The organism is Rhodococcus sp. USK10, from assembly GCF_019378875.1.
Classification (GTDB): Bacteria; Actinomycetota; Actinomycetes; order Mycobacteriales; family Mycobacteriaceae; genus Rhodococcus_F; species Rhodococcus_F pseudokoreensis.
On sequence record NZ_CP076048.1, the window covers coordinates 8,132,564 to 8,146,470 of the forward strand.

Genomic DNA, 13,907 nt, shown 5'->3' on the forward strand with positions numbered 1-13,907 from the left:
CAGCATGAGAGCTGCCGAAATTCGAGCAGGCAGAGAGCGCGAGGACCGATGAGCGGGTTGGAAAGCACCAATGCAGGCATGAGCGAACGGGCGACGTACGCCGCGAGGCGGGTGCTCCCCGACGCACCCCTCCTGGCGGCCGCGGAAGGTCGCGCTCCAGGCCGGCGCCCGGTGTGGTTCATGCGGCAGGCGGGCCGTTCGCTTCCCGAGTACCGCGAGATCCGGTCGGGGATCGGCATGCTCGAGTCGTGCTTCGATCCGGCACTGGTCTGCGAGATCACCATGCAGCCCGTGCGCAGGCACGGGGTCGACGCCGCGATCCTGTTCTCCGACATCGTGGTGCCGCTCAAGGCCGCAGGCATCGATCTCGACATCGTGGCCGGCACCGGCCCGGTCGTCGCGAACCCGGTCCGGTCGATCGCGGACGTCGCCGCCCTGCCCCGCCTCGTGCCCGAGGAGGTCGGCGCGGTCGCGCAGGCCGTGCAGCTGCTCACCGCGGAACTCGGTTCGACGCCGCTGATCGGTTTCGCCGGTGCCCCGTTCACCCTCGCCTCGTACCTGGTCGAGGGCGGGCCGAGCCGCAACCACGAGCGCACGAAGGCGCTCATGCATTCCGACCCGAAGACGTGGCACGCGCTGCTCGGCACGCTCGCCGACACCACCATCACGTTCCTGCAGACCCAGCTGCGTGCCGGCGTCGACGCGATCCAGCTGTTCGACTCGTGGGCGGGCGCGCTGTCGCTGGCCGAGTACCGCGAATTCGTGCTGCCGCACTCCGAGCGGGTGTTCGCGGAGGTGGAGAGCGCGAAGGTGCCGCGGATCCACTTCGGCGTCGGAACCGGTGAGCTGCTCGGTGCGATGGGCGAGGCGGGGGCCGACGTGGTCGGCGTCGACTGGCGCATTCCCCTGGACGTCGCGGCGCGCCGGATCGGTCCGGGCAAGGCGCTGCAGGGCAACCTCGACCCCGCGGTCCTGTTCGCGGGACCGGCGGCGGTCGAGAAGCAGGTGCGCCGCATCACCGCGGAGGCCGACGCGGCCCTCGCCGCGGGTGCGACGGGACACATCTTCAACCTCGGTCACGGCGTCCTGCCCGACACCGACCCGGGCGCGCTGACCGCACTGGTCGAGTTGGTGCACTCCCTGTGACCGGGTCGTCGCCGAACGTTCTCGTCGTCGGCGGCGGCATCTCCGGGCTCGTGGCCGCGTACCGCCTGCGGCAACGGCTCGGCCCTGATGCCCGGATCGTCGTCGCCGACGGCGCGGGGCGGCTCGGGGGCAAGCTGCGCACGGTGGACCTGGCCGGGGAGCCCGTCGACGTCGGCGCGGAAGCCTTCATCGCGCGGCGCCCGGAACTGCCTGCCCTGCTCGGCGAACTCGGTCTCGCCGACCAGCTCGTGCACCCGGCCGGACTGCGTCCGCTGATCTGGTCCGAGAACGCCCTGCACCCGCTGCCCGCCGATACCCTCATGGGGATCCCCGCGGACGAGAACAGCCTCCGCGGCCTCGTCGACGACCGGACCCTCGCGCAGGTGGCGGGGGAGCGGACGGTGCCCCTCGACTGGACACCGGGCGCCGACGTCGCCGTCGGTGCGCTGGTCGGCGACCGGTTCGGTGCGCAGGTGGTCCGGCGGTCGGTGGATCCGCTTCTCGGAGGGGTCTATTCGGGGCTGGCGGACACCATCGGTGTCCGCGCCGCCCTCCCCACCCTCGCAGCCGCCCTCGACCGCGGTGCCACGAGCCTGTCCGCGGCCGTGGCGGAGGCACTTCCCCCTCCCGCCTCGGGACCGGTGTTCGGGGCGCTGCGCGACGGCTACGGCGTCCTGCTCCGCGCCCTGACGGACGCCACGGGCGCGGAGATCGTGCCCGAGCGAATAAAAACGCTCGACCGCGACGGCGACGGCTGGTCGGCAAACCCTGTGGGCCGGGTGGACGGCGTCGTGCTCGCCCTGCCCGCTCCGCAGCTCGCCGAACTGCTCGCCGGTATCGCACCCCGCGCGTCGGCGGCCGCCGCCGACATCCCGCTGGCCTCCTCGGCCGTCGTCGCGCTGGCCCTGCCTGCCGGCACCGACATCCCGCAGAACTCCGGGATCCTGGTCGCCACCGACACGTCGCTCGGCGCGAAGGCGTTCACCCTGTCGAGTCGCAAGTGGCCGCACCTCGCCGAGCGGGAAGTCACTCTCGTGCGGGCGTCGTTCGGGCGGTTCGGCGACGCCGCCGTCGTCGACGCACCCGACGACGAGCTGATCGCGGCGGCCCGGCGCGACCTCGCGACCGTCACCGGCGTGTCCGCGGAACCCGTCGCCGCGTACGTCCAGCGCTGGCACGGCGGACTGCCGCAGTACGGTCCCGGCCACCTCGGGCGGGTGGCGGTGATCGAGCAGGAAATCGCAGGTCTGGACTGTGTCGAGGTGTCCGGGGCGCTCCTGCGGGGGGTGGGTGTACCCGCGTGCGTAGCCGCTGCGACGACGGCGGCTGCACGGCTCTCCGGGCGAGTGGCAGGATAGACCCATGGCACGCCTCGACTTCGACGCATTGAACTCTGAAATCCGCTACCTCATGTTCTCGGTGTTCCAGGTGGAACCCGGTGTACTCGGGGACGACCGGGAAGCTGTGATCAAGGAGGCGCGGATCTTCTTCGAAGCTCAGGCCGAGAAGGGTGTCGTGGTGCGCGGGCTCTACGACGTGGCGGGACTGCGCGCCGACGCCGACTTCATGATCTGGACGCACTCGGCGAGCATCGAGGCCCTGCAGGCGACGTACGCCGACTTCCGCCGCACCACCGCCCTGGGCCGCGCGAGCAAGCCCGTGTGGAGCAACGTCGCGTGCCATCGTCCCGCCGAATTCAACAAGAGCCACATCCCGGCGTTCCTGGCCGGCGAGGATCCGGGCAACTACATCTGCGTGTACCCGTTCGTCCGCTCCTACGAGTGGTACCTGCTGCCCGACGACGAGCGCCGGAAGATGCTCGCCGACCACGGCATGGCTGCCCGCACCTACAAGGACGTCCGCGCCAACACCGTGCCCGCGTTCGCGCTCGGCGACTACGAGTGGATCCTCGCGTTCGAGGCGCCCGAGCTGTACCGCATCGTCGACCTCATGCGCGACCTGCGCGCCACCGAGGCCCGGCTGCACGTCCGCGAGGAGGTGCCGTTCTTCACCGGCCCGCGGGTGGATGTGGAGAAGCTCGTCGCGGCTCTGCCGTGATCTGACGCACGAGAAATGAGTGACGCCGACGGGGCCCTCGGGGCGCCCCGCTACCAGCACATGTCGCACTGGGGCATGTTCGAGGCCGAGGTCGCCGACGGCGACGTCGTGGCCGCGCACCCGTACACCGGTGACGCCGACCCGTCACCGGTGCTGGGCAACCTCGCCGGGTCGGTTCGCACCAAGGCGCGGATCACCGGTCCGGTCGTGCGCCGGGGGTGGCTCGAGCACGGCCCGGGACCGAGCACCTCCCGCGGTTCCGACGAGTTCGTGCCGGTGGACTGGGAGGAGCTGACCCAGCGGCTGGCGAACGAACTGCGTCGGGTGATCGACACCCACGGCAACAGGGCGATCTACGGCGGTTCGTACGGGTGGGCCAGCGCGGGCCGGTTCCATCACGCGCAGAGCCAGGTCCACCGGTTCCTGAACACCCTCGGCGGCTACACCCGTTCGGTGCACAGCTACTCGCTGGGCGCGACGGGCGTCGTCATGCCCCGGGTGGTGGGCACGCACTGGAAGATGTTCGCCCGCTCCACGTCCTGGAAGCTCATCGCCGAGCACACCGACGTCATGGTGTGCTTCGGCGGCGTCCCCCTCAAGAACACCGGTGTCAATCACGGCGGCACCAGCGACCATCCCACCCGTGACGCCCTCGACGCCCTGCGGCGGCGCGGCGGATCCGTCGTCTCGTTCAGTCCGTTGAGCGACGACGTGCACGGCGTCGCCGAACGGCACGCGCCGGTGCCCGGCACCGATGTCGCGATCATGCTGGCCCTCGCGTACGTTCTCGCGTCGGAAGGCCTGCACGACACGGCGTTCCTCGGCAGCCACTGCGTCGGCTACGACCGCTTCGAGGACTACCTCCTCGGACGCTCCGACGGTGTCCCGAAGTCACCGGCATGGGCGGAGCAGATCTCCGGCATCGCCGCCCCGGACCTGGTGGCCCTCGCCCGGCGGATGGCGGCGGGCCGGACGATGGTGACTGTCACCTGGTCGCTGCAGCGGGTCCGGCACGGCGAGCAGGCCCCGTGGATGGGTGTCACCCTCGCCGCGATGCTGGGCCAGATCGGCCTTCCCGGTGGAGGTTTCGGTCACGGCTACGGTTCCATGAACGAGCCCGGGCTCGCCCCGGTCCCGTACCCGCTGCCCACCCTTCCCCAGGGACTGAACCCGGTCCGCGACTTCATCCCCGTGGCCGCGGTCTCGGACATGCTCCTGAACCCGGGTGCCCCGTTCGACTACGACGGTCAGCGGCTGACGTACCCGGACATCAAGATGCTGTACTGGGCGGGCGGCAACCCGTTCCACCACCATCAGGACATTCCGCGTCTGCGCCGCGCGCTGGCCCGGCCCGACACGATCGTGGTCCACGACCCCTACTGGACGCCGATGGCCCGGCACGCCGACATCGTCGTCCCGTCCACGACGTCGCTCGAGCGGGCCGACATCAGCTGCACCCGCAACGATCCGCTGCTCGTCGCCATGCACGCCGCGGTGACGCCGTACGCCGACTCCCGGGACGACTACGACACGTTCGCCGCCGTCGCCCGGAAACTGGGTGTCGGCGAGAAGTTCACCGAGGGCCGCACGTCCGGGCAGTGGCTCGAGCACCTGTACGGGCAGTGGCGGGACTTCGTGCGCGCGGACGGCGGACCGGCGCCGAGTTTCGACGACTTCTGGACGCAGGGCCACGTGCGGATGCGGACCGAGGACGATCTGATCCTGTTCGGCGATTTCCGGGCGGATCCGGTGAAGTTCCCGCTCGGCACCCCGAGCGGTCGGCTCGAGATCTTCTCCGAGGACATCGACGGATTCGGCTACGCCGACTGCGCCGGACACCCCCGCTGGTACGAGCCGGAGGAATGGCTCGGCGGCCCGCGGGCCCGGCAGTTCCCGCTGCATCTGATCGCCAACCAGCCGCGCACCCGCCTGCACAGCCAACTCGATCACGGCGGCACCAGCCAGAAGTCGAAGATCCGGGGCCGTGAACCGCTGCGCATCCATCCGGACGACGCCGCCGACCGCGGAGTGACCGGCGGCGACGTCGTCCGCGTGTTCAACGACCGGGGCGCGTGCCTCGCCGGTGTGGTGGTGGACGAGGGCGTCCGCCGCGGTGTGGTGCAGCTGTCGACGGGGGCCTGGTACGACCCCCTCGACGCGACCGACCCGGATTCGCTCTGCGTGCACGGGAACCCGAACGTGCTGACCCCGGACGTGGGCACGTCGTCACTCGCCCACGGCTGCACGGGCCAGCACGTGCTCGTGCAGATCGAACGCTACGACGGCGAGCTGCCGCCGATCCGGGCGTTCGATCCGCCTGCGATCATTCGCCGGCCGGTTCCAGAACCAGCGAGATCGAATTGATGCAGTACCGCTGATCGGTGGGGGTGGGGTAGCCCTCGCCCTCGAAGACGTGGCCGAGGTGGCTGTGGCACGTCGCGCAGACCACCTCGACGCGGCGCATGCCCAGCGAGGTGTCCTCGTGGAGGATGACGGCGTCCGAGTCGGCCGGGTCGAAGAACGACGGCCACCCGCAGTGCGATTCGAACTTCTCCGTGCTGCGGAACAGTTCGGCGCCACAGGCGCGGCAGTGGTAGACGCCTTCCGTCTTGGTGTCGGTGTACTCGCCGACGAAGGGGCGCTCGGTGCCGGCCTGGCGCAGCACCGCGTACTCCTCGGGAGTCAGTTTCTCGCGCCACTCGCTGTCGGAGAGAGCAACCTTCGGGGCGGACTGCGTGGGATCCTGCTGCTGCGAACTCATGGCTCCACGCTAATACGTTTCGCCGATTCCGGCCGTGAGGCCCCGGCGTGTGACAGAGCTACGTCTTGGCGGTGGCCGACTCGACCTGCGGCTGCTCGTCCGGTTCCGGCTCCCGCGGAGTCGCGGGGATCGTCTCGCCCGGTTCGAGGAGGAACGCCGGATCGATGCCCCGGTCGAGGCGACCTTCGCGTCGCGCCGTGACGTACCGGACGGTGAGCACCCCGAAGATCACGAGGAGCATCAGACTCCACCCCAGCGTGGTCTTCATGTACTCCGCGGTCCGGCCGGCTTCGATGAACCGGCTCGACAGCCAGCTGTCGTAGCTCATGAAGCCGTACACGGCCAGCCACGCCGGCCAGTTCCGCATCACCGAATTCTTCAGCACCACGGACATCAGGAGCGGGAACAGCATCATCGAGTAGTACATCTGGCCCAGCGAACCGAGCAGCCACGACGCCGTCAGCAGAACACCGGACGTGGTGACCACGAAGAACAGTTCGTCGTGGCGGTAGAAGCGGTACAGCAGCCACAGGGACGAGAGCACGATGGCGGCGAAGACGCCGCGCAGCGCCCAGATCAGGCCGGTGGGAAGCCCGTAGTACTTGCCGTTGCCGACGATCGCGCTGTTGAAGTAGTCGCGCGACTCCATCAGGTACGGCACCGTGTGGTGCACGAAGTCCATCGGGTCCGCGGACAGTGGCCACGCCACGGCAGTGAGGATCAGGGGGATGCCGATCGCGGTGACGAACACCTTCCACTGTCCGCGCACCAGGGGAAGCAACAGCAGCGGGGCGAGAATCGGTTTGACCGCGAACGTCAATCCGATGGCCACACCGGACCACATGTCCTTGCGCTTCATGAGCAACACCAGGAACGCGATCTCGCCGAGCAGGACGAGGCCGTTGATGTTGGTGAAGACCAGGGTGTTGGTGACGGTCTCGGACGAGAACGTGGCGAGCAGCAGGATCGGGGCCGCGATGGAGTTCAATCCCAGGCCGAACAGCCGCAGCAGCAGGTACAGGGCGATCACGATGGCGATCGCGTTGGCGATGATGAACAACCAGCGGGACTTCTCGGGGTCGATCACCGCGATCGGCGCCATCAGCAGCGTCCCGGACGGTGGGTACAGGTAGTGGGGGTCGACCCAGTTGAAGTTGGCGGTGTAGACGGGACGCCCGTTGAGGAAGGCCAGGGCGGCGTTGTAGACCGGCCGGAAGTCGTCGGTGATGTACCCGTTGACCGCCTTGACGACCACTCGATGCAGCACGGTCATGACGGCGATCGGCCACAGCGCGAAGTTGATTACCTCGTTGGCAGTCCGCCCGGTGCGCGGTTCGAGTTGTCGAAGGAACACCACGGCACGGTACACCGAGAAGCCCTGACGTGCGGTCACGCACCCCCTGTGGGTGTCGGGCGGAACACCTCGGCTAGGCGGGGCAGGCGCTGCCGTCCGGCGGCAGCACCCCGTCCGTGACGTAGGTGACGATCGACTTCTGCGCGCAGTCCGAATGGGTGGCGGGGTGGCCGCTGCCGTGCCACGTCAGCGTCGCCGTCGCGGCGCCTGCACTCGACACGGCCCCCGTCACCGTCCCCACCCCGGCGTTCCCGACGACCGGGTCGGCGGTGCCGCTGAGCACCAGGACCGGCAGTGCCAGCTCGCCGGGCAGGGCGGGGGGCGCGGTCGCGGGCCAGGACGTGCACGTGAGCAGACCGACGGCGGCGTTCGGGCCGAACAGCGGGAACCGTTCGCTCCACAGCTTCTGCAGTTCCCGGACCCGGTCGGGCGCGGGCCACTGCTGGCCGTCGGTGCAGCGGGTGATGAACTGGCCGTCGCTCTCGTAAGCGGCCTCGGCCTGCGCGACCGCCGCGAGGATCGGGGCCGTGTTCCCGGCGAGGGCGGCGGACACGGCATCCGACAGGGCCCGGACGCGGCCCTGCTGGTCGCCGCCCGCCGCGGCGAGCGTCCCGGACACCGCGGTGAGGAGGGCGTTCGCAGAGACCTGCGGGATCTGCCCGTTCGCGGCGCGGGTGACGGCGTCCGTCACCGCGGCGCGCGGATCGGCGCCGAGGGAGCAGTTCAGGGCCGTGCACTGGCGGGCGAACGCGTCGAACGCCGCCTCCTGACCCGCCACCTGCTGCTCGGTGACGGTCGCGGCGTCCACCGTGGTGACGGCGGGGGAGTCGAGGACGAGCCGGCCGACCCGGCCGGGGTACTTGGCGGCGTAGCTGAGCGCGACGGCGCTGCCGTTGCCGGTGGCGAGGATCCCGAGCGCGTCGACGTCCCAGGTGCGGCGCAGTTCCTCGATGTCGTCGGCGGCGTGGGTGCTGTCGAACGCGAGTTCCTGCGGCTGCAGGTAGTCGGTGCACGCGATGGTGGCGTCGCGGCCCAGCGCGGTCACCTTGTCGACCTGGTCACCCGTTCCCGGGTCGAACTGCCCGAGATTCGCCAGGCTGCTGCGGAGTTCCGGGGTGAGGCACTCGATCTCCTGCGAAGCGGCGATCCCGCGGCGGTCCACCGCGACCACCGGGCGCGTCGACAGCAGTGACGTCAGACCGCCGGTGCTCAGCGTTGCGAGCGTCGCGGTCGACGACCGGTCCGATCCCGACGTGAGCACGAGCGGGGCCGCGTTCTCGGGGGTGTCGGCGAGCCGCGCCCGCATCGCGCCCATCGTGAAGGTCCCGGGCAGGGTGCCGCTCTCGTCGACGGCCGCCTCGTAGGAGCCGCACTCGAAGATGAGCCCGGCGGGGGCCGTCGTGCCCGGGCCGAGGGCGCCGAGCGTGCTCTGGGTGCAGTCGGTCCACGCCAGGTCGTTCTTCGGGGTCTGCAGCACGGGCGGGGCGGCGTCGGGGTTCTCGGTCTCGGTCGCGGTGGGTTCGCTGCCGCCGCCCTCGCGCTCGACTGCCACGTGCGGGCGGTTGGACGGTCCGGCTCCGCACGCGGTGCACACCACGAGAACCATTGCGAGCAACACCGATCTGCGCATGGCGACCACCCTGCCAGGTTCCGCTACGGGCGGGGCAGCCGCACCCATCGGGTGAGGACGGTGCCGTCGGTGTCGGTGAGGATGTGCGCGGGAGTCATCGCGGTGATCCGGGCATTCGGTGCGGTAGCGACGCGACCGGCGGTTCCCCCGGCGAGCACCGGGGCCGTGGTCAGACAGACCTCGTCGACGGCGTCGTCCGCGATCAGCTGCCCGAACAGGCTCGGTCCGCCCTCGCAGAGCACCCGCCGCAGTCCGAGGTCGTCCAGCGCCGCGATCAGCTTCTCGCTGCTGATCTGCCCGTCGCCGGCCGTGACGATCCGGGCGCCCGCATCGGCGAGGGCGCGGATCCGCGCCGGGTCCGCGTCCGCGCACGTGACGACGATCGGCGCCACCTCGGTGTCCGTGAACAGGCGGGCCTGCGGGTCGAGGTGGGCGCGGGCGGACACGACGGCGATCGGCGGGACCTCCGGCATCCCCGAGGCCACCCGGCGTCGCCGGCCCTCGGCGCCGACGCGCGCCCCGCCGTAGTTCTCCGCCCGGACGGTTCCGGCCCCGACCAGCACGATGTCGGCCAGTTCCCGCAGCGTCTCGAAGACCAGTGCGTCCGCGGGGGTGCCGAGCGCCCCGCTGACCCCGTCGACGGAGACGGCGCCGTCGATGCTGCTCACGAAGTTGACGCGGAGCCACGGCCGCGGGGTCTCCGCCGGGTAGGCGTACAGCTCGCGCAGCGTGTTCGCGGTCGATTCGCTGGACTCCTCCCGGGCGGGCGGACTGTCCGGTGTGAAAAATGTCGCAATATGTACACGGTGCATGTTGGTGATCACAACACGTGGATACCCTGCTTGTATGCATGCACGTCTTGTCGATCGCAGCCCCGTGGTCCCCGCTGATCAGTTGGTAGCTCAGATGGTGCCCCCGGCCATGTTCGACGAGGTGAGCTTCGCGTCGTACATTCCCGATCCCGCAGAACCCAGCCAGGCCGCCGCGGTCCAGACGGCGGAGGAGTTCGCGAAGAAGGTCGTGAAGATCCGCAGCGGCGGTCGACGCGGTCTGTTCGGGAAGAAGACGCCGGCCACCGGTGCCGGTCTCTACCTCGACGGCGGCTTCGGCGTCGGCAAGACCCACCTCCTGGCCTCGATCTTCCACAGCGTCCCGTCGCCCAAGGCGTTCGGCACGTTCGTGGAGCTGACGCACGTCGTCGGCGCCCTCGGCTTCAACAAGGCCGTCGAGCAGCTGTCCGACCACAGCGTCCTGTGCATCGACGAATTCGAACTCGACGACCCGGGCGACACCATGCTGGTCTCCCGCCTGCTGTCGGAGTTGTCGGCACGCGGCGTGTCCATCGTGGCGACGTCGAACACGCTGCCCGGCCAGCTCGGTGAGGGCCGGTTCGCCGCACAGGACTTCCTGCGGGAGATCAAGAAGCTCGGCTCCATCTTCGAGACGATCCGCGTCGACGGACCCGACTACCGCCATCGCGACCTGCCGCCGGCCCCCGACCCGATCTCCTCGGAGGAGCTCGCCGAGCGCGCCGACAGCATCCCCGGCGCGACCCTCGACGACTTCGACGCCCTGTGCAAGCACCTCAGCACGCTGCACCCGTCCCGCTACAACAAGCTGGTCGAGGGCATTCCGGCCGTGTTCCTGGACGGCGTCCACCCCGCCGAGGACCAGTCGGTCGCGCTGCGGCTGGTGGTCCTCGCCGACCGCCTCTACGACGCGAGCATCCCGGTCACCGTGGCCGGGGCCAAGCTCGACGCGATCTTCACCCCCGAGATGCTGGCCGGCGGGTACCGGAAGAAGTACCTGCGTGCCACGTCGCGCCTGCTGGCGCTGTCGCGTTTCGAGGTCGCGGCGAGCTGATCCGGCTCGCTACAGCGCCCGCTGCATCACGAAATCGTGGTGCAGTTGGGTGCCGACGACGAACGTCTTCGTTCCGACCTGCGTGAATCCGTGCTTGGCGTAGAAGCGCTGGGCTCGAACGTTCTCCTGGTTCACGCCCAGCCACAGCCCCGCGCACCCCGCCGCGACCGCGCGTTCGACGATCGCATCCATCAGTGCGGACGCGACGCCGGTTCCGTGATTGCCGGGCAGCACGTACAGCTTGCTGATCTCGGTGGTCGGCCGCAGCGTCACGGCCCTGCCGACGTCCGGGTCGGCGGGATCCCCGTCGATCAGCATCGCGTAGCCGACGATCGCCCCGCCGTGCGTGACCTTGAGGACGGTGCGGTCGGGGTCGGTGAGGTATTCGGAGAACCGTTCGGCGGACAGCACGTCGTCGATGAACGTGGCGATGTCGTCCTGCGTCGCCCCGGGCGGGCACGCGAGAGGGAACGTCGCCGCCGCGACGTCGGCGATCGCCTCGGAATCCCAGATTCCCGCGGGGTCGATTTCGACAGTCACAGCTGATCCACCGCGTCCTTCGCTTCCCGAAGTGTCATCCCCGTACTGTCCCGCAGCAGGCTGATCGCCGCAATGCTCCGGCCGTACTCGACCGTGGCCTTCGCGTGCCGCACGCCGATTCCGTCCCGCGCGACGAGAAGCTTGATCGCCTCGGTGGTCCGGCCCCGGTCCAGCAGGCACGTCACCTCGTCGCGGGTGGTGTCGTCGAGGTGCCGCCACGTCGATGCGGGATGCAGGTCGGGTGGGGTGTGCGAGCCGCCGCGGCAGGACCGCGACGAGACCAGAACCGCGATGTAGACGTTTCCCACCGCGATCACGAACCATCCCCAAGTCGGCATGACCTAAGTAGAACATCCGCCGTCAGTCGCGATCCGGGGCCCACTCGGATTGCTCGTCGCTGTCCCGGTCCGGGGCGAACGCGGGCGCGAGAAGGAGGAGCCCGACCGCGAACAGCAGCGGAACCACGAACCCGGTCCGCAGGCTGGTCGCGGCGGCGACGCCGCCGATGATCGCCCCACCCACGAGGGTTCCCGCGTAGTTGAACAGGTTGATCCGCGCCACCACGTCGTCGACCTGTCCGGATGGCGCCAGTCGTCCGGCGGCGCTGAAGCACAGGGGAGCGACGACCGGGACACCGAGGCCCACGACGAGGAATCCGGCGATGGCGACGGCCGGGGACCCGGCGAACACGACGACCGCCATTCCGGCGACACCGACCGCCGAACCCGCACGGACGACGGCGATCTCGCCGTACTTCGCGACCCAGAAGTCGCCGCTCAACCGCGACACCAGAGCCGCGCACTGGTACGCGGCCAGCGCCAGGGCGGCCGTACCCGCATCCGCGAGCAGGACGTTCCTGACGTACAGCGCGGACCAGTTGGCGACACCGAAATCGATGGCGTAGAACAACGCCATCGCGGTACCGAGTGCGAGCAGGGCCCGGATCGGAACCGGAACGGCGACAGGGCCGGTCGCCGGTGCGGCGGTGCCTGCCGGTTCCCGGCGCCGGAGGAGCCGGGGCCCGCAGTAGGCGAGGCCGGCAATCACGACGAACGCCGCTGTCAGCTGCGCGGCGGCGGCACCCACGCCGAGGGCCGACGTCGCGGCGACGAAGAGCGCGCCGGCAATCGCACCGACGCTCCACACCGCGTGGAACGACGACAGGACGAAGCGGCCGTAGGCGTGCTGGATCGACACCGCCTGCATGTTGGCGGCGGCGTCGACGATGCCGAGTCCGGCGCCGTACACGGACAGGCAGGCGAAGAAGGCGGCGGTGTTCGGGCTGAAACCGAGCGCTCCGCCTGCGGCCGCGATCGTCGCGAGCCCGAGTTGCAGTGCCGCTCTGCTGGAGAATCGGCGGGCCAGGTGCTCGGCGAGGATGCTTCCCGCTCCGGCGATGAGCGACACCGTCACGACGGCGACCACGATGACCGTGTCATCGAACCCGAATCGGTCCTGGTACTGCGGCAGTTGCGTGAGGACGGCCGCGAGGAGAAAACCCTGCAGACCGAAGGCGACCGATGCGGCGATCCGTGCCGATCGTTCGGCGGACACGTCCGCGCGTGGTGAATCCGTCATGTGGCCGGCCTTCGATCGTGGACATCCCCGCCGCGAGTGCAGCGATCCTGGTCTCTTATTGGACGAGTGTCCAATACTTCGCGGGGATGTGCAGCGTTCTCCGGATCTCGGGTGATATGTCCGAAAGCGCGGGTCGGCGGGGTGCCCGGAACAAGACTGAGCCCCAGCCTTGGATGGGGGGTCATGGCTGGGGCTCATTGCCATCGGGGGGGTGGATGGCAAGTTCGACGATACATGAGGATTTCCTCACGTTCCAGAAGCGGGGGTAACGATTTCGTCACCCGGCCGTCGCCGTGCCCGTCGCTACGACACGTACTCGGGGTTGTCTCCGCGGACGGTTGTCGCTTACAGTGTCCTCCATGCAGCGCATTCTCGTAGTTCTCCGCCGTAGCGGGGTCTGATACGGACCGACCCCTCGCTGCGGGTCGTTGAGCTACGCGTTGGTCCTCCCTCCTTTCAGGAAGACCACGAAAATGAGCGCCAACACTTCTTTTGCTTCGTCTTTTCCCTCGTCGGCACCTGCGGCCGACCCGTTCGCCGCGCGCCACGGCAAGTCGCTGCCGTCGGAACTCCGCACCGAAGCCGCCGGAATGACCTGGACCGCGTTCGTCGCCGTCTACGCACCGTGCAACGGACCGTTCCGCCTGGGTAGTTGGTCGGAAACGAAGACCGGGCCCGGAATGTGGGATTTCGAAGCCACCCTCGGCATCGGCGAATCGATCTGCAAGACCGGTGCGAGCGCGCCCGGCCCGGTCTCCGCCATGACGTCCATGCTGTACGACGCGGGGTGTGCGATCGAGATCCTGTCTTTCCATCAGCACGAGATCGGGCACCGCACGGCGACCTTCCTGCTCTGCGAGAGCGCCGGCATCCGGCTCTGGGCGATGGGAATCGGCGAGTCCCGCACGGAATCGACTCTGCGCGCGATGATCTCCGGCGCCAACCGGCTCCGGCCCGCCTGACGCACAACGACGTGC

The 13,907-nt window shown here is 69.8% G+C and carries 13 protein-coding genes; 6 read left to right on the forward strand and 7 right to left on the reverse strand.

What is annotated here, in order from left to right; genetic code table 11:
* Positions 1–78: 78 nt before the first annotated feature.
* From hemE to I1A62_RS44260, 4 genes are read left to right on the forward strand one after another with little or no spacing between them, the layout of a single operon-like run.
* Positions 79–1,146, forward strand: coding sequence for a uroporphyrinogen decarboxylase (gene hemE, locus I1A62_RS44245; RefSeq protein WP_192581903.1), 1,068 nt, complete (start codon positions 79–81; stop codon positions 1,144–1,146).
* A complete protein-coding gene (locus I1A62_RS44250) occupies positions 1,143–2,504 on the forward strand; it encodes a protoporphyrinogen oxidase (RefSeq protein WP_219458192.1) in 1,362 nt (453 codons plus the stop codon). The genes hemE and I1A62_RS44250 overlap by 4 nt, the downstream gene beginning before the upstream one ends.
* A gap of 4 nt (positions 2,505–2,508) precedes the next feature.
* Positions 2,509–3,204 carry a hydrogen peroxide-dependent heme synthase gene (gene hemQ / locus I1A62_RS44255; protein WP_124392961.1) on the forward strand — a complete coding sequence of 232 codons (696 nt, stop codon included), beginning with the start codon at positions 2,509–2,511 and terminating at the stop codon, positions 3,202–3,204.
* A gap of 15 nt (positions 3,205–3,219) precedes the next feature.
* A complete protein-coding gene (locus I1A62_RS44260; RefSeq protein WP_124392962.1) occupies positions 3,220–5,568 on the forward strand; it encodes a molybdopterin-dependent oxidoreductase in 2,349 nt (782 codons plus the stop codon).
* Here I1A62_RS44260 and msrB read toward each other — a convergent pair.
* Genes msrB through I1A62_RS44280 form a run of 4 tightly spaced genes read right to left on the reverse strand, consistent with a single transcriptional unit; the run spans position 5,528 to position 9,761 of the window.
* The gene (gene msrB / locus I1A62_RS44265) at positions 5,528–5,965 is read right to left on the reverse strand and encodes a peptide-methionine (R)-S-oxide reductase MsrB (protein ID WP_087555868.1); all 438 of its coding nucleotides are present in this window, start codon (positions 5,963–5,965) and stop codon (positions 5,528–5,530) included. The genes I1A62_RS44260 and msrB overlap by 41 nt on opposite strands.
* A 58-nt stretch (positions 5,966–6,023) precedes the next feature.
* Positions 6,024–7,358 (reverse strand): glycosyltransferase family 87 protein, encoded by a 1,335-nt coding sequence (locus tag I1A62_RS44270; protein WP_124392963.1) that lies wholly within the window; start codon positions 7,356–7,358, stop codon positions 6,024–6,026.
* A 34-nt stretch (positions 7,359–7,392) separates the two neighbouring features.
* Positions 7,393–8,949, reverse strand: a complete 1,557-nt coding sequence (locus tag I1A62_RS44275; RefSeq protein ID WP_257890692.1) for an alpha/beta hydrolase — start codon at positions 8,947–8,949, stop codon at positions 7,393–7,395.
* A 23-nt stretch (positions 8,950–8,972) separates the two neighbouring features.
* Positions 8,973–9,761, reverse strand: a complete 789-nt coding sequence (locus I1A62_RS44280) for a pyrimidine reductase family protein (RefSeq protein WP_124393038.1) — start codon at positions 9,759–9,761, stop codon at positions 8,973–8,975.
* Positions 9,762–9,795: 34 nt separating this feature from the next.
* On the opposite strand from I1A62_RS44280, the gene zapE reads away from it, so the two are divergent.
* On the forward strand, positions 9,796–10,812 hold the full coding sequence (gene zapE / locus I1A62_RS44285; RefSeq protein WP_124392965.1) for a cell division protein ZapE: 1,017 nt from the start codon (positions 9,796–9,798) through the stop codon (positions 10,810–10,812).
* A 9-nt stretch (positions 10,813–10,821) separates the two neighbouring features.
* Here zapE and I1A62_RS44290 read toward each other — a convergent pair whose 3' ends face one another.
* The 3 genes from I1A62_RS44290 to I1A62_RS44300 are packed head-to-tail and all read right to left on the reverse strand — an operon-like array spanning position 10,822 to position 12,930.
* Positions 10,822–11,352 (reverse strand): GNAT family N-acetyltransferase, encoded by a 531-nt coding sequence (locus I1A62_RS44290; RefSeq protein ID WP_124392966.1) that lies wholly within the window; start codon positions 11,350–11,352, stop codon positions 10,822–10,824.
* The gene (locus tag I1A62_RS44295) at positions 11,349–11,690 is read right to left on the reverse strand and encodes a hypothetical protein (protein ID WP_219458194.1); all 342 of its coding nucleotides are present in this window, start codon (positions 11,688–11,690) and stop codon (positions 11,349–11,351) included. The genes I1A62_RS44290 and I1A62_RS44295 overlap by 4 nt, the downstream gene beginning before the upstream one ends.
* 22 nt (positions 11,691–11,712) lie before the next feature.
* The gene (locus tag I1A62_RS44300) at positions 11,713–12,930 is read right to left on the reverse strand and encodes an MFS transporter (protein WP_124392968.1); all 1,218 of its coding nucleotides are present in this window, start codon (positions 12,928–12,930) and stop codon (positions 11,713–11,715) included.
* Positions 12,931–13,403: 473 nt separating this feature from the next.
* Here I1A62_RS44300 and I1A62_RS44305 point away from each other — a divergent pair, with 473 nt between their 5' ends.
* Positions 13,404–13,892, forward strand: a complete 489-nt coding sequence (locus I1A62_RS44305) for a 2-isopropylmalate synthase (RefSeq protein ID WP_219458195.1) — start codon at positions 13,404–13,406, stop codon at positions 13,890–13,892.
* Positions 13,893–13,907: the final 15 nt, after the last annotated feature.